This is a genomic window from Pseudomonas extremaustralis (assembly GCF_900102035.1).
In the GTDB taxonomy this organism is placed as follows: domain Bacteria; phylum Pseudomonadota; class Gammaproteobacteria; order Pseudomonadales; family Pseudomonadaceae; genus Aquipseudomonas; species Aquipseudomonas extremaustralis.
The window spans coordinates 4372265-4388433 of sequence record NZ_LT629689.1; the positions used below are offsets into that span (position 1 = coordinate 4372265).

The following is a 16169-nucleotide window of genomic DNA, read 5'->3' on the forward strand; positions in this document are numbered from 1 at the left end:
TTTACACCCTGAGCGCCACGGATTTCGGCTGCCCCATGAACCCTGGGCAGCCTACAAGCCCGACCCGCACTCGGTGAGCAGCAGCGCGCTCAAGTTCTCGGTCAGCCAGCAGCACGAAGGCCCGCATCGGCCAGGACACCCGGGTCAACGCGGCCCTCGAAGGCATGTACCGCAGCAAGGTCTACGTCGAAGACACCAACACCCAACCTGCCGCGCCGGGCTACAGCGTGTTCAACTGGCGCGCCCGCTTCGAGCAGAAGATCGAACACTGGACCTGCCACCAGACCCTGTGCCCGGACGCTCGTGCTATGCCGGGACCGGTGCGCAGTACCAGTTCTGATCAGTGGCTCTGTACCGCCCGGCGGCTGGCAAAACTGAAGGTCAGCACCAGGAAAATCAGCACGCCCGTCGCCACCTGCTGCCAATAGAAATTCCAGCCGATCAGCAGCAGGCCGTTGGCGATCACGTTGATAAACAGCACGCCCAACAGGGTTCCGGGAATGTTCGCCCGGCCCTGTCGGCTCAAGGTGGTGCCGATAAATACCGCGCCAATGGCGTTGAGCAAAAACGCGTTGCCGGACAGTGGCACATAGGCCCCGACCGTGGTGCTGAGCAACACCCCCGCCACGCCACAGGCCAAAGCGGTGGCCAGGGCGACGAGCGTGACGATGCGCCGCACCGACAACCCCGAGTAATACGCCAGCAGCGGTTGCGTGCCCTGGGCCAGCAATTCACGGCCCAGGCGTCCGCGCGCCAGGGCCAGGCCGTAGACCAGCGCCAGCGCCACGACGATCAGCAGCGGCGTCAGGCCCGTCAGTTCAGGCTTCAAACCCTGGGCCAGATAGATCGGCTGGCCGCCATCCGAGAGCAATTGCTGGGCGCTGGTGCCGATGAACAACGTGCCCAGGGTCGCCAGGAAAGGACTGATCCGCAGCCCGGCAATCAGGCCGGCGTTCAACCCCCCCACCATCAGCCCGGCCCCCAGCGCGCCCGTTATGGCGACGGCCCAGCTGTGTCCGCCGTTGAGCAGCACCACAAAGCTGAAACTGGCGAAATCCAGCGCCGTGCCCACCGACAGGTCGATGCCGCCGGCCGCCACCGCGTATGTCATGCCGATGGCGACAATCGCCAGCAGCACGAAGTTGTTCAGCACCAGGCTTTTAAGATTTCCGCCGCTCAGAAACCCTGGCGCGGCCAAGGCAAAGACCACCACGATCAGCGCGAACACCAGCGGCAGCGTCAGCGGCAATAAAGAACGCAGATTCATCACTGCCCCCCTCGGTTCAATGCGCTGGACGCGGCCACCACCAGCAGAATCAACACGCCCTGCACGCCGTTGACCCAGAAACTCGAGACATTGAGCAGTTGAAAGCCATTGATCAGAAAACCGATCAACAGCGCCGCCAGCAAGGTGCCGGGGATACTCGCCACCCATCGCCGGGAAAACACCACGCCAAGAAAGGCAATCGCCACCACCGACAGCAACATGTCGCCGGACCCCGTGGTGCTGCCACTGAAAAACGCTGCCGAACACAATGCAGCCACCGCCGCGCACAGGCCCGAGAGCAGGTAACTCGACAGCACATAACCCTGCACGCGAATGCCCGCCGCCTCGGCCGCTTGCGGATATTCACCCACCGCGTGCAGGCGCAGCCCATAGGCCGAATGCTGGATCAGCAAGGTCAGCACGCCCGCGCTCACCAGCAACACCCACGCCAGCGCCGGCACCGACAGCCAAGACCCGCCGCTGAGCAGGTCGAGCAACGGCGAATCGGTGGAGACCACCGTATTTTCAGTCAGCACCAGTTCCAGCCCGGCCAGCACGTTCATGCTTGCCAGGGTCGCCAACAGCGGCGGCAGGCGCAGCAGCACCACGGCCAGACCATTGAGCAAGCCGACCGCCAGGCCGCAGCCCAGGGTCAATAGCAGACTGAGCCACAGCTCCAGGCCGGCATTGTTGAGGCGACTGAACACCGCGGCGCACAACCCCAGGTTGGCCGCCAGCGACAGGTCGAGCCCGCCGGCCAGCACATTCGAACCGCCGCCGATAATCACGCAGGTCAGCCCGAAAGCCAGCACACCGAGGATCGCCGACTGGCTGAACACGTTGGCCAAGTTGCCCACCGACAGAAAGTTCGGCGCAGCCACGGCGAACCCCAGCAGGATCGCCAGGAACACGCCCATCGAACCCCGACGCAGCACCGCCCTCCACACACGCTGCGATAACCCGGGCGTAGCGACCTCAAGCATGTTCGACCTCCCGCGCCCGTCCTGCAGAAGCGCGCGACGCCCCGGTCGCGCAGGCCAGCAACTGATCGCTGTCGACCTCCCCTGCGCGAAACTCTGCGGCGATTTCGCCGCGATGCAGCACCACAATCCGGTCGCTGATACCCAGCAACTCCGGCAAATCCGAAGACAGCACCAGCACCGCCGCGCCCTCTTGCACCAGCCGGCCGATCACACGATAGATCTCCACTTTGGCCCCCACATCCACCCCCACGCACGGCTCATCCAGCAGATACACCGCCGAGCGCCGGCTCAACCATTTACCCAAAGCGACTTTCTGCTGGTTGCCGCCACTGAGTTGGCTGACAGCCGCATGCGGCCCCGGCGCCTTGATCGCCAGCTCATCGATCAACCGCAGCGTTTGCGCCTGCTCCTGGCGGCGACTCAACAACCCCCAGCGGCTGAAGCGCCCAAGCCCCGCCAGCGTGAGGTTTTCCAGGACTGACAGTGCCGGCGAAATCCCCTGGCTGCGTCGTTCTTCCGGCACCAGCGCAATGCCTGCGGCAATCGCCTGGCCCGGCGAGCGCAGGCGCAGCAAACGCCCGTCCAGGTGCACACTGCCGCTGTTGGCACGCTCGACGCCGAACAGCGTCTTGAACAATTCCTTGGCCCCCGAGCCGACCAGCCCGGTCAGGCCGACGATTTCACCGCGTCGAACTTCCAGGTCGATCTGCCGATAGCGCCGCGCCAAGCTCAAGCCACGCACCAGCAATAACGGCGGCCCCAACTCGACGCTGGCCTTGGGATACATATCCTGGACCTCGCGATTGACCATCAGCCGCGCAATTTCTGCGCTGGAGGTCTGCCGTGGCTGCACCACGGCCACATCGCGGCCATTACGCAGCACCGTGACCTCATCGCATAGGCTGTCGATTTCCTGCAGGTAATGGGAGATGTACAGGATCGACAAGCCCTGGTCGCGCAGGCGCTTGACGATGCGCAGCAACTGGTCGACTTCACGCTTGACCAACGCCACGCTGGGCTCGTCGAACACCAGGATCTTCGGCTGGCGGATCAATGCGCGGGTGATCTGCAGCACTTGGCGTTCGGCACTGTTCAACTCGCCCACCCGCACGCCCGCCGGCAACTGCAGATCGAAATATTCACCCAGCAAACGCTCGGCTTCGTGCTGTTGCCTGCGCCGGTCAACGAACGGACCGCGCCGCAGCTCATGCCCGAAAAACAGTGCCTCGCCCACGGTGAAACTCGCCGGCAACAGGCGCTCCTGATGGATGAACTGCACGCCCAGCGCATCCACCTGGCGCGGCGACAACCGGTCATACACGCGGCCATCGATACTGACCTGCCCCGCATCCGCCGCGTGGATACCGGCCAGGATCTTGATCAAGGTCGACTTGCCCGCGCCGTTCTCGCCCACCAGGCCGTGGATGGTGCCGCGTTCGACTTTAAGGCTGGCGTCGTCCAGCGCCTGGGTGGCGCCGAAGCGTTTACGCACATGCTGCAAGTGCAACGCCGTCATCAGTCACCCCGCAATTGCTGGACTTGCGCCAGGTTGTCGGCGGTGGTCAGCAGGGTGGCCACATGGGTTTCCTTGGGCAAGTCACGCTGGCCGGCCAGGTAGCGCGCCACGTTCTGCACGGCGGTCTTGCCGATCAGCGCCGGTTGCTGCGCCACCACCGCGCCCACCGGCGAGTTCGCCTGGCCCAGCAGCGCCAGCACTTCGGGAGTGCCATCAACACCGTAGGTCTTGATTTCGGTGCGCTTGGCGTCGATCAACGCCTTGCTCGCCCCCAGTTGCGGGATATCCCATGCCGCCCAGATCGCCGACACACTGCCCGCCGGGTATTTGTTGAGCAGCGCCGACACCTGGGAATAGGCGTCCTGCACGGTGTTGGGGATCACATCACGCAGCTCCGGCTGGATGATCTCCAGTTGCGGATGGTCCTTGAGCGCCAGCTTCAACTGGTCATAACGGATGGCACACACCGGCACGCCGTAGAAACCGTTGAACACCAGGATCTTGCCTTTGCCACCGGCGTCCTTGATCAATTGATCGGCCAGGGCCTTGCCGGTGGCGACGTTGTCCGAGGTGGTGTTGTTCAGGCTGTATTGCGACGGCACATCAATGGTGAACAGCGGAATGCCGGCCTTGCTGATGCGCTTGAGCCAGGGGTCGATCACGCTGAGGGTACCGAGGGTCTGGATCACGGCATCGGGTTTCTGGGTGACCACGGTCTGCAACTGGGTCACCAGGTTCTTGTCGTTGCGCCCGGCATCGAGCGTGATCGGCGTACCGCCCAGGCGCTTGATCTCATCGACCTGCGCCTGGAACGCCTTGATATCGAAATAGTGACTGGTCCCGGTCATGCTGACCGCAATGCGCTTGCCGGCCAGGGACGGCACGGCATCATCGCCTTCGGCGGCCTGGACGACGGCGGCCTGGCCCAGCAACAACGCGGCGCCAAGGCAGATCAAACGGGAAAGCGAGGAAAGGCTGAAAGGCATACAGGGCTCCGCTGCGACCGATGAAAGGGTTCACCAGACGGCATTGCAGAGCCCGTGCCAGGATTTTTATCGCGTTAAATCAACAGGATAAGAACCTTGAAGGAAAACAGGCTGTCGCTATCGGCTATCAATTGCCTGATGGGTGTTGCTCAGGCAACAGTGATGACTATCACACAGATCACTAGACTCTCCACCGTAAGCCCTTATCGACGGCCCAGGCTCCCCGCGTTGACACTCCAAAACCGCAAGCATAGAATCGGCCGCAAATGGACTGGGGGATCCCGGTCGGCGCTATAGCCTCGGTGAGCTTCACCGGGGCTTTTCGCTTTCTGCAACAGGAAAAATCTTCAGCCCCCAATTTTCAAAACCCTCACCCACCTTGCTCCGCCCCCCGCTGCAATAAAACTTGCGTGTGAGGACGTCAAAGGCACGATTCTCCTGACCTGGCCGCAAAACACTCATGCCAATGGGGCGGGCAACCAGATCCGCAAGCTGCAACCCCGTTGAGTTCACCTGCTTGGTCGCGAACACGATTTCAAACGGCAGGCGAATACCTAGACGATTGGCGCCGTCGCACATCCGACGAAACTCCAATTCAAGCTCGTTATCCTCTTTACGACCTCGACGCTCGAAAATCACGTGAGTCAACGCGCCTTGCTGATTTTTCTCTTGGAGAAACTCGTAGAGCGTTTCAAGACAGAAACCTAAAGCCAGATGGTAAGGGTTATGTATCGGGCCTTGCTGCTCCCGAAGAGTGGCTTTATCAATCACACAACTGATCAAGACAAAATTGCTCGACTCAATGATGCTCGTCAGCTCTTCGAGAAAAGCATGCTTGTGCTGGCGAGAGGCGAACATGCTCGAGAATGCCCCTTTTTCCTTTCGGATCTCCAGTTCATGTAAGCCGACAAGATCATGGCCCATATGATTGAACTTGAACTTTTGAAGGGCAGGGATGACTTTTTCACAATAATGTCGCTTGTGGAAAACGCAGAAAGCCAAAACAAACATGGGGTAGTTGACATCGAGTGTCTGCATCCCGTGATCGCCACTTTCATCCACATAGACAATGAAATTGCTGAACGCCCCCGTTGGCGGCTTCGCCGCCACAACTTCTGCATCGCGCTCAGCCTCACTCTCACTTTCAAAAAGAAGAAACTGCGGGGAGGTTAGTTTTTCATCAGCCATGGGATGTTTAATCCTGGTTTTTACGGGACTTCAGGGGCGCCCACCGACATCTATACTGCCCTCCTTCACTGCTACAGAGAGCCTCCAGCCTGGACTCCTTCAGGCAAGCGCTGATCAATCACTCGGTACAACCCACTGTCCTGCGGCCAGTTACGCATGAATCGCGCCCGGTCCTTGGCGTACGCCGGGGCGAAGCTGGCGGTGGAGGTGTGTTGGCACATCGCGTCCAGGTCGATCAGGGCCCAGCGGCCTTCGTGCCAGAACAGGTTGTGGCCCTTGAGGTCGCCGTGGCTGATGCGCTCGCCAATCAGCTCGGCAAACAGCTGGTCCAGGGCTTGCAGCTCGTTTTCCGGCGCGTCGCCGTGTTCGATGTAGGGCGCGAAGCGCTCGATGATGTCCGGTCCCGGCAGGTATTCGGTGATCAGGTAGGCACGACGGCGCAGCCAGAAAAAGCGTTTTTCCAGCACGGCCAGGGGCTTGGGCGTGGCGATGCCGAGGAACGCCAGGCGGTTGCCTTCACGCCAGGAGTGCCAGGCGCGGCTCGGGCGCCAGAAGCGCTTGAGCCAATGGGCGACGTTCTTGATGTTGTAGCGTTTGATCACCAGCGGGCGACCGGCCACCTCGACTTTGGCCACGCTGGCTGCGCCACCGGTCTTGTACAGGTGGCCCTGATCCAGCAAGGCGTCGGCCTGCGCCAGCACCGGCAGCATCGCGGCCTCTTCCTCGCGACGAATCGCGCGCAAGGCAAAAGCCCCGCGCGCCACGCTGAACAGCGTGCACTCGCGGCCGACCTTGTTCAGAAAGTCCTTCAGGCGCCAGGCGCTGACCTTGCGCACCTGTTTTTCCAGGGCTTCGAGGGGCAAGGCGTGTTCGCCGTTGCTCAGCAGGTAGTACACCAGCAGTTCTTCGGTGAACGGCTGAAGATTTTTCGGCAACTGGGCGAAAAACACCCCGAGGTTTTCCAGCACCCGATTGCGCGACAACGGCTTGCCGGCCTCTTCGACGCGAATGCCGGCGCCGTCGATCAGGTACAGCTTGTCGTGCTGGCGCAGCAGGTTGTCCAGGTGCAGGTCTTCTTGCCACAGGCCTTTGGCGTGCATCCGGGCAATTGCGTCCAGCGCCTCGGCCAGCACGGCGGTTTGCTCGTCGGCCAACGGCGGCAGGCCTTCGACGGCGTGCCAGGCGTCAGCCAGGCTTTCGGCGCCTTCGAGGAACTCGAACAGCAGCCAGCCGCCCTCGCCTTCCTGCAAGCCATCGGCGAGCAACAGCGGCGTGGTCAGGCCTTGCTCGGCCAGCAGACGCACGCCGTGCAGTTCACGCTGAAAATGCCGCGCGGCCTTGCTGCCCACCAATAACTTGGCCAGCACCGGACGCCCGCGCCATACCGCCGCGCCCACGTAGCGCTCGCCCGGCAACACCCGCAACAGGCTCAACAGTTGCAGTTGGCCGGGGCCGGCGGCGTCCGCCAGGTCAATGCTCAGCGGCAGGCTCGGCGTGCGGCCGGCGCTTTTCAGCTCGGACAGGCGCATCAGCGGTTCTCCTTATGGCTGCGTCGCGTCGTCAGGCGTTGCAGCCAGGTGGCAACCGACGCACTGCCTTCGGGCTGATCGAGGTAGGCCGCCAACAGGTGGCGCACCTGCCCATCCGTCCACTGCGGCGCACGGCGCAACAACGGTTCCAGGTCCTTGACCCGATCACGCCGGCCGAACAGCAGCGGGCGGGTTTTTTCCAGGTCGATCAACTGCGCGACGTAACCGTCGCCGGTGGCCTGCAGGAAAATATGCTTGGGGTAGAAACAGCCATGCACCTGGCCGACGCCGTGCAGGCGACGCGCCAGTTGGCCGCAGGCCAGCAGGATCGCACGGTGCTGGGCATCGCTCAGCGAAGACCACTGTTCCAGCAACGACTCCAGGTCGTTCCAGCCATCCAGCGCACGGGTCAGCAACATCGCGCGGTGCTCGCCGGCGACCTTGCGCTCGCCATAGAAAACCGCCTGCAACGCCGGGATACCGAGCGTGCGGTAACGGCTGATATTGCGAAATTCACGGGAGAAACTCGGCTCGCCCAACGGCCGATGCAAGCTGCGCGTGAGGTAGTTGCTCTGGCGCTTGAGGTAATAACCGTGGCCGTCGAGTTCCAGGCGAAACACGCTGCTCCAGCCGCCACGGCTGGTGTTGGGCTCGTCGACCGCGTCCAGTTGCTTGGCCCACAGTGCGTCGAAGGTGGCGAGGCCGTGCCGCTCCAGCAGGACACGGTCTTCAGCCGCCAGGAAATCACTCATTCGCGTCCCTCAAAAAACTTCACCACATGGCGAATGCGTTCTTTGTCCGATGCACTCAAGTGCCGGCGCTGACGGTATTGCATATAGAAGCGCAGGCGCTGGGTGGCGGACAGATGATACTTGGCCACCTTGTCCAGGCAGGCCAGGTCTTTGGTAATGCGGTATTTGAGCCAGAACCCGCGCCAGAAATCGCCGTTGGGGCAATCGATCAGGTACAGGGTCGACTGGTCGTCGATCAGCAGGTTGCGCCACTTCAAATCGTTATGGGTGAAGTGGTGGTCGTGCATGGTCCGGGTGTATTCGGCGAGTTGGCGGCTGACCGTATCGACCCACTTGGGGTCGCGCAAGCGCGCATCTTTGCGCTCGGCCAGCACCGAGAGGTCTTCCGTCCGGGCCAACTCACGGGTGATCATCGCGCCACGGCTGTAGGCCAGGCCCTTGCGTTCCAGGCCCCAGGCAACCACGTCGGCGGTGGGAATGCCCCACTTGGCGAAGCGTTTGAGGTTCTGCCATTCGGACTTGACCCGCGGCTTGCCCAGGTAACGCCGCAAGCCCTTGCCGGCGCCGGTGTAGCGCTTGACGTAATAGTTGACCCCGCCGCGCTCCACGCGGATCACTTCCGACAGCGGGTCGCGGGTCAGGCGCTCGCCTTGCAGGGCAAATACCGCTTCGAGGCTGCCAAAGTCATCCGCCAGGTCGGCGTAGGCAGGCTCCAGGTTCCAACCCGCCATCAGATCGCATCCCCGTAACGTTGCTTGCGCGCATACAGCTTGTCGGCCTTGCGTTGCATCAGGCTCAGGGACGCCGATTGCTCGGCGAGGATCTGGCGCAGCGGCTGGCGGAAGTAGCCTTTGAGGAAACGCAGTTTGTCGCGACGGGTCAGGCCGATATCCAGCGCCGAGTAATACAGCGCGGACAGGTCCTTGTCGCGCCAGCGCAGCGGCAGATGGGCACGCAGTTGGGCGCGGTGCAAGTCGATGACCGAGAGCTTGATGTGGCGCGCATCGATCGGTCGTGACGTGTCCAGCAGGAAATGGCAGAGGTAGCAGTCACGGTGATTGACGCCGCCCCGGTGCATGTCGCCGACCATGCGCGCGAGTTCGGCGGTCAGGGCATGGCGCAGCGCCGGGGCCGGTGGTTCGGCGACCCAGTTGAGGGTCAGGTCTTCCAGGCTGACGGTCGGCGCCAGCTCTTCGGTGATGATGAACGAGTGCTGATCGGCCGGGTTGCTGCCCTTTTCGCCGAACGCCACGCCGGTCATGGTCGGCACGCCGAGGTCCTGCAGACGATGGATGGCCGCCCACTCGAGGCCGGCGCCCAGCACCGGCAATTTGGCGGTGATCAGGTTCTTGAAGATTTCGCCCCAGCCGATGCCCCGATGGATCTTCACGAAATACGGGCGGCCCTCGACCTCGGTGCGCAATGTGCGCCGCGCCGCCAGTTCGCGAAATACCTGGCCTTGCAGTTTCTCGACTTCGGCAAAGGCATCGAGCCCGGCCCATAAGGTCTTGAACGGTTCGGCAAGAATCAACTTCATCGTTTTGGCTCCGCCAGAATCACATCCGCAGCGTGCTGCGGCATGCTGTAGAGGTCGGCCGTCTCGGCAAAGGCCAACCCATTGCGGCTCCAGGCCGTGCGCTGTGCAGTGTCGGTGAGCATATGGGCCAGGTACTCGTTGAGCTGGGTTTGTTCGAACGGCTCATCCAGCACCAGGCCGCTGTCAGCTTCGGCGATGTAATGGGCGTACCCACACACTTTCGATACCAACACCGGCAACCCGGCCACCAGGGCTTCGAGCAGGACGGTGCCGGTGTTTTCGTTGTACGCCGGGTGGATCAACAGGTCGGCGCCCAGCAGGAAACGCGGGATATCGCTGCGCCCCTTGAGGAACTGCACGTTATCGCCCAGCCCCAGGGTAGCGCTTTGCAGTTGGAATACTTTGGGGTCGTCCTGGCCGATGACAAGCAGGCGCGTGCGTTTTTTCAGCTCGGCCGGTAACGCGGCCAGGGCCTTGAGGCTGCGGTCCACGCCCTTGGTCTTGAAGCCCGAGCCGATCTGCACCAGCAACAGGTCGTCGTCGGCCAGGTTGAATTCCTGGCGGAAGCCTTCGCGGATTTCGGCCGCGTTCAGCGGGGCGCGGCGGTCCTGGGCAATGCCCGGTGGCAGCAGGTGGAAGCGCTCCAGCGGGGTGTCGTAATGCTTGATGAACAGCGGCTGCTGGACTTCGGAGATCATCAGGATTTCGGTCTTGGCGTCCTTGGCGAACACCGCGCGTTCGTACTCGGCAAAGTGGCGATAGCGGCCGAAGCTGCGGTACATCGAGTGCCTCAGGTTTTGCGCCTTGTCTTCGAAGCAGCCGTCGGCGGCGTAGTACACGTCCAGGCCCGGCATTTTGTTGAAGCCGATCAGGCGGTCCACCGGGCGCTTGGCCAGGTCGGCCTCCATCCAGGCGCTGAGTTTCTCGTTGCGCCGGTGGTTGAAGAACGCCTTGACCGGCGCCACGAGCACTTCGAAACCCGGCGGAATGTCACCTTCCCAGATCAGCGTGTAGACACGGATCCGATGGCCGCGCTGCTGGCACTCCAGGGCGATGCGCATGAAGTCACGCTGCAGGCCGCCGAAGGGGAAATATTTGTACAGCACAAAAGCCAGTTGCATCAGTGCAGCTCCTCAGCCAATAACAACGTGCTCAGTCGGCTGGCCACACGCTCAGGGTTCAGGCGCGTGAAGCACAGGGGAAACTCGCGCTTGATGTCGAACCGACGCAGATCATCGGCCGTCGGTTGATAGGTACATTGCTTTTGCAGGCAGGGTGCGCACGGGAAGTCGCTGGCCAGGTGAATCTGGCCCTTGCCGTAGGCGCCGGTCAGGCCGGGGTTGGTCGGGCCGAACAGGGAAATGGTCGGCACATCCAGCGCGGCGGCCAGGTGCCCGAGGCCGGTGTCCACCGCCACACAGGCACGGGCGCCGGCCAATACGCGGGCGACCCCGGCCAGGTTCAGCTTGGGCAACACTTCGGCGTTTTGCAGGCCACGGGCCAGGCGTTCGGCGCGGGCCTTTTCGATCGCGTTGCCCCACGGCAATTTCACGTTGACGCCCAGGTGCCCCATGCGTTCGGCCAGCTCGCGCCAGTAGGCTTCGGGCCAGTGCTTGGTGTCCCAGGTGGTGCCGTGCAACAGCAACACAAACGGCTTTTGCGGCGGCAGGCCGAGCAGTTTGTCGACGCTCAGGCCGTAGTCGCCCAGGCCTTTGGGCAGGTCATAACCGAGCGCCACGGCGAACAACTGGCGCAGACGCTCCACCGCGTGTTGCCCGCGGGCCACGGCCAGGCGCCGTGAATAAAAATGCGCGGCGATAGGTTCGCGGGCCGAGTGCTTGTCGAAACCGGCCACGGGAGCGCGCACGTAGCGGGTCAGCCAGGCGCTTTTGAGCAGGCCCTGGGCGTCGATCACCAGGTCGTACTTGGTCGACTGGATGCGCTGCTTGAAGCGCCGCCATTCGCCACTCTTGAGGGTTTGCCAAATGTTCTTGCGCCAGCGGCGGATCGCCACCGGGATCACTTTGTCCACCGCCGGGTGCCAGGTGGGGATTTCGGCAAAGCCTTCTTCCACCACCCAGTCGAATTGAATGCCGGGGATCGCCCGCGCGGCGTCGGTGAGTGCCGGCAACGCATGGATCACGTCGCCCAGGGATGAGGTCTTGATTACCAGTACCCGCAACTCAGTGAACCTCGACCACGGAGCCCTGCAACCGCTGCAAGGCATCGCTCACCGGCTGCGGCAGCAACTGGCGCAGGCAGTTGTAGTGACCGAACCGGCAGGTGCGCTCGAAACACGGGCTGCATTCCAGGCCCAGGCGCACCACTTCGACCTTGTCGGCCAACGGCGGCGTGAAGCCCGGCGAGGTGGAGCCGTACACCGCCACCAGCGGACGGTTCAGCGCCGCCGCCACATGCATCAGGCCGGAGTCGTTGGACACCACCGCGTCGGCGCAGGACAGCAAGTCGATGGCCTCGGCCAGGGACGTGTCGCCACTGAGGTTCACCGCTTCTTCGCGCAAACCGGGGATCAGGCGTTGGCGAATATCTTCGCCCACCGAATGATCGTTTTTCGAACCGAACAACCACACCTGCCAGCCTTCGCGGATCTTCATCTCGGCGACTTTGGCGTAGTGCTCCGACGGCCAGCGCTTGGACTCGCCAAACTCGGCGCCAGGACACAGCGCCAGCACCGGGCGATCGAGTTGCAGGCCAAACTTGGCCAGGGCCGCGTCGCGGGTCACCGGGTCGATCCGCAGGCTGGGACGTGGGTAGGGCGTCGGCAATTCGGCGCCGGGCGCGTAGGCCAGGGCCATGAAACGCTCGATCATCAGCGGGTAGCGCGCCTTGTCGAGCGTGCGCACATCGTTGAGCAGGCCGTAGCGGAATTCGCCGCGCCAGCCGGTGCGCTTGGGGATGCCGGCGAAAAACGGCACCAGCGCCGACTTCATCGAATTGGGCAGCAGGATCGCCTGGTCGTACTGGCCCGCCAGGGATTTACCGATACGACGGCGGGTCGCCAGTTCGAGGGCGCCATGGCCGAGCGGGAAGCTCAGGGCCTTGCGCACCTCGGGCATGCGCTCGAGGATCGGCCGGCTCCACTCAGGGGCGAGCACGTCGATCTGACAATCCGGATAGCGCTCGCGCAGGCACTGGAACAGTGTCTGCGCCATCACCATGTCACCGACCCAACTGGGCCCAACGATCAGAATATTCATGTAGTTTCCACAAACGATACGGGGAGGCTTATGCCTCCCCGCATCGATGATTACTGTAGGGCGCGCTTTGTGTGGGAGCGGGCTTGCTCGCGATAGCATCACCGCAGTCCGCTGGACAGACCGCAGCGCCTGCATCGCGAGCAAGCCCGCTCCCACATGAAGCCCGTTTCCACATTAAATTAGCGTCGCTCATTTAATCGCGTGTCAGCTTAACCCCAGTTCCTGCCAGATTCGCATCACCTGGCGCCGTTCGTCGGCGAACTGGTCCCCCGCCACGGTACCGGCCTCGTTTTGCAAGGCCTGGCGATGGGCGGCGGAACGGTAGGCCTTGTACACCTCGCGCAGCAGATGAGCATCGGCGGCGGCCATCAACCCCGCCTGCTCAAGACCTTCCAGAATGCGGATATTGTCGGTGTAGCGCAGCAACGATGGATGTTGCGCAGACCACGCCAAAGCCGCGTATTGCACCATAAATTCAATATCGACGATACCTCCGGCGTCCTGCTTGAGGTCAAACGCCACGGTCGGTTCGAAGGCATTGGCGCCGGTACCGGCCGCCGTGCTCTTGGTGCCCAGGTTGTCACGCATCTTGGCGCGCATCTCGCTGACCTCCTGGCGCAGCTTCACCAGATCGCGCTCACGCCCCAGCACCCTGGCCCGCACCTGCTCGAACGCACGGCCCACATCCTCACTGCCCACCAGCACCCGCGCACGAATCAGGGCCTGATGTTCCCAGGTCCAGGCTTCATTTTCCTGATAGCGCGCAAAAGCCCCGAGCGAACTCACTAGCAAACCGGATGCGCCGGAAGGTCGCAGGCGCATGTCCACTTCATACAGTTGGCCGGAGTTGGTCTGGGTGGTCAGCAGGTGAATGATCCTTTGCCCCAGGCGCGTAAAGAACTGCGCGCCGTCGATCGGCTTGGCGCCATCCGTTTCGGCCTGGGGGTCGCCGTCGTGGATAAACACCAGGTCCAGGTCCGAACCATGCCCCAGTTCGATGCCGCCGACTTTCCCATAACCGACAATGATGAACCCAGGATCGCACAGGGTGCCGTCCAGACGCTGCGGCGAACCATGGCGCGCCACGGTCTGGCGCCAGGCCAGGGCCAGCACTTGCTCGAGGATGGCTTCGGCGAGCCAGGTCAGGTAGTCGCTGACTTTCATCAATGGCAGGCTGCCGGCGATTTCCGACGCAGCCACGCGCAGGCGGTGGGCCAGCTTGAAGTGCCGCAGGGCCTCCATCTGCTGCTCGAGGTCGTCTTCGGGGATGCGCGTGAGGCGCTCGCGCAATTCGGCGGCGAGCTCCGGCGCCAACGGCGGTTTGAACAGGCGGCCTTCGTTGAGCAATTCATCCAGCAACAACGGGAAGCGCGTGATCTGTTCGGCGATCCATGGACTGGCGGCGCACAGGGTCAGCAGGCGCCGCAGGGCGTCGGGGTTTTCGGTGAGCAAGACCAGATAGGCCGAACGCCGCGCGACGGCTTCCACCAACGGCAATACGCGTTCCAGCACCAGATCCGGATTGGCGTGCTCGACGGTCTGGGCCAACAGGCGCGGGATAAATGCGTCCAGCCGCTCACGGCCGAGGCGCTGCATCGCACGCAATTGCGGGCTGCCGCGCAGGCCGGCCAGGGCTTTGAGCGCTTTAGGCGCGTCGGTGAAGCCGCCTTCGGCGAGCTGGCGACAGGCGGCGTCCTCATCCTGGGACTCTTCCCACAGAGGCAACCACTCACCACCCACGACCAGTTCACTTTCTTCGCCGTCTTCCTCATCGGGGTCGGCGATGACCTGACGGAAATGCCAGTCCACCCGTCCACGCCAGTACATCAGGCGCTCGTGGAACGCGGCCCAGTCGGAGAAGCCCAGCATAAAGGCAATGCGCGCCTGGTCTTCGGGGCCGTCCGGGAGCATTTGCGTCTGGCGGTCGGCAATCGCCTGGATCGCATGTTCGGTGTAGCGCAAAAATTCATAGCCATCGCGCAACTCGGCGATCACCGCCGGCGGCAGGTAACCCTGGCCCTCCAGGGTGCCGAGCACCTTGAGCAACGGCCGCTGTTGCAGGCTGAGGTCGCGCCCGCCGTGGATCAACTGGAAGGCCTGGGCGATGAATTCCACTTCGCGGATGCCGCCCGCGCCCAGCTTGATGTTTTCGGCCATGCCCTTGCGCCGCACTTCCTGCTGGATCAGCTGCTTCATGGTGCGCAGCGCTTCGATGGCCGAGAAGTCCAGGTAACGTCGATAGACAAAGGGCCGCAGCATATCGAGCAACTGCGCGCCGGCCACCTGGTCGCCGGCAACCACCCGCGCCTTGATCATGGCGTAGCGTTCCCAGTCGCGGCCCTGGTCCTGGTAATACTGCTCCAGCGCGTTGAAGCTGAGCACCAGCGCACCGGCCGAGCCGTAGGGACGCAGGCGCATGTCGACACGGAAGACAAAACCGTCGACGGTCATCGGGTCGAGGGCCTTGATCAATTTCTGACCCAGGCGAATGAAGAATTCCTGGTTATCCAGGGCACGCTTCACGCCCACCGTCTCCCCGCCTTCGGGGTAGGCGAAAATCAGGTCGATATCCGACGACAGGTTCAGCTCCACCGCGCCGAGCTTGCCCATGCCAAGGATGACCATCTGCTGCGGCTCACCGCTGCGGCCGCCGGTCGGCGTGCCGAATTGCGCGCAGTGGCGCTGGTACAGCCACTGGTAGGCCTGGTCGATACTGGCGTCGGCCATGTCGGAAAGGTCGCGACAGGTTTGCACCAGGTCGGCCTGGCGGGTCAGGTCGCGCCAGATGATGCGCACCTGCTGGCGGGTGCGCTGGCGACGCAGCACGCGGCCCAGCTCATCTTCTGTTTCAGCTTGTTGCACAGCGCCAGCAATCTGCCCGCACAGCTCGCCCGGGGCGAACACCCGGTCCAGCTCGCCCCAGGCCACCAACTCAAGCAACATCAAAGGGTCACGAACACTCTGTTCAATCACGAAATCACTGGCTGCGCACACGCGGGCGAAGTCAGCCCAGCGTTGCGGCGTCCACGCAGAGAGGCCATGATCGTTGTCCAACGCGGCCACTGCGTCACGAAATGACTGCTCGGCCCGGCGGGCGAACGGCAAGAGAATGGCCGGCAGTTCAGCCAGCGTTGGAAGGCTCATGGTCTATCCTTGATCGGCGCGTAGAGAGCTTGTTGAGAGGGACACAGGC

The 16169-nt window shown here is 63.1% G+C and carries 13 protein-coding genes and 1 pseudogene; 1 reads left to right on the top strand and 13 read right to left on the bottom strand.

The features are described 5' to 3' along the window. Positions 1 to 143: 143 nt before the first annotated feature. Positions 144 to 340: pseudogene (locus BLR63_RS31930) on the top strand (hypothetical protein); the annotation flags it as partial. Here the strand turns inward: BLR63_RS31930 and BLR63_RS20185 are convergent. The 13 genes from BLR63_RS20185 to glnE form a co-directional block, all read right to left on the bottom strand. Further along, positions 341 to 1267 (bottom strand): ABC transporter permease, encoded by a 927-nt coding sequence (locus tag BLR63_RS20185; RefSeq protein ID WP_010563274.1) that lies wholly within the window; start codon positions 1265 to 1267, stop codon positions 341 to 343. Continuing rightward, positions 1267 to 2250 (bottom strand): ABC transporter permease, encoded by a 984-nt coding sequence (locus BLR63_RS20190; protein ID WP_042946475.1) that lies wholly within the window; start codon positions 2248 to 2250, stop codon positions 1267 to 1269. Before BLR63_RS20190 ends, BLR63_RS20185 begins: the two co-directional genes overlap by 1 nt. Further along, positions 2243 to 3766: a sugar ABC transporter ATP-binding protein gene (locus BLR63_RS20195; RefSeq protein WP_010563272.1), complete on the bottom strand. Its 1524-nt coding sequence runs from the start codon at positions 3764 to 3766 to the stop codon at positions 2243 to 2245. The genes BLR63_RS20190 and BLR63_RS20195 overlap by 8 nt, the downstream gene beginning before the upstream one ends. Beyond that, entirely contained in the window at positions 3766 to 4752 is a 987-nt protein-coding gene (locus BLR63_RS20200) for a sugar ABC transporter substrate-binding protein (RefSeq protein WP_010563271.1), read from the bottom strand. The genes BLR63_RS20195 and BLR63_RS20200 overlap by 1 nt, the downstream gene beginning before the upstream one ends. A gap of 309 nt (positions 4753 to 5061) precedes the next feature. Next, the gene (locus BLR63_RS20205) at positions 5062 to 5940 is read right to left on the bottom strand and encodes a DUF3800 domain-containing protein (protein ID WP_010563270.1); all 879 of its coding nucleotides are present in this window, start codon (positions 5938 to 5940) and stop codon (positions 5062 to 5064) included. Between the two features lie 71 nt (positions 5941 to 6011). Further along, positions 6012 to 7469, bottom strand: a complete 1458-nt coding sequence (locus BLR63_RS20210) for a lipopolysaccharide kinase InaA family protein (protein ID WP_010563269.1) — start codon at positions 7467 to 7469, stop codon at positions 6012 to 6014. Further along, positions 7469 to 8221, bottom strand: a complete 753-nt coding sequence (locus tag BLR63_RS20215; RefSeq protein ID WP_010563268.1) for a lipopolysaccharide kinase InaA family protein — start codon at positions 8219 to 8221, stop codon at positions 7469 to 7471. Before BLR63_RS20215 ends, BLR63_RS20210 begins: the two co-directional genes overlap by 1 nt. Then, positions 8218 to 8952: a lipopolysaccharide kinase InaA family protein gene (locus BLR63_RS20220; protein ID WP_010563267.1), complete on the bottom strand. Its 735-nt coding sequence runs from the start codon at positions 8950 to 8952 to the stop codon at positions 8218 to 8220. Before BLR63_RS20220 ends, BLR63_RS20215 begins: the two co-directional genes overlap by 4 nt. Continuing rightward, complete coding sequence (gene rfaP, locus BLR63_RS20225; protein WP_010563266.1) at positions 8952 to 9758, bottom strand: lipopolysaccharide core heptose(I) kinase RfaP; 807 nt, start codon at positions 9756 to 9758, stop codon at positions 8952 to 8954. Before rfaP ends, BLR63_RS20220 begins: the two co-directional genes overlap by 1 nt. After that, positions 9755 to 10879: a glycosyltransferase family 4 protein gene (locus BLR63_RS20230; RefSeq protein WP_010563265.1), complete on the bottom strand. Its 1125-nt coding sequence runs from the start codon at positions 10877 to 10879 to the stop codon at positions 9755 to 9757. Before BLR63_RS20230 ends, rfaP begins: the two co-directional genes overlap by 4 nt. Then, positions 10879 to 11940 (bottom strand): lipopolysaccharide heptosyltransferase I, encoded by a 1062-nt coding sequence (gene waaC / locus BLR63_RS20235; RefSeq protein ID WP_010563264.1) that lies wholly within the window; start codon positions 11938 to 11940, stop codon positions 10879 to 10881. Before waaC ends, BLR63_RS20230 begins: the two co-directional genes overlap by 1 nt. 1 nt (position 11941) lies before the next feature. Beyond that, a complete protein-coding gene (waaF, locus tag BLR63_RS20240) occupies positions 11942 to 12976 on the bottom strand; it encodes a lipopolysaccharide heptosyltransferase II (RefSeq protein ID WP_010563263.1) in 1035 nt (344 codons plus the stop codon). A gap of 204 nt (positions 12977 to 13180) precedes the next feature. Further along, on the bottom strand, positions 13181 to 16120 hold the full coding sequence (gene glnE, locus BLR63_RS20245; protein WP_010563262.1) for a bifunctional [glutamate--ammonia ligase]-adenylyl-L-tyrosine phosphorylase/[glutamate--ammonia-ligase] adenylyltransferase: 2940 nt from the start codon (positions 16118 to 16120) through the stop codon (positions 13181 to 13183). Positions 16121 to 16169: the final 49 nt, after the last annotated feature.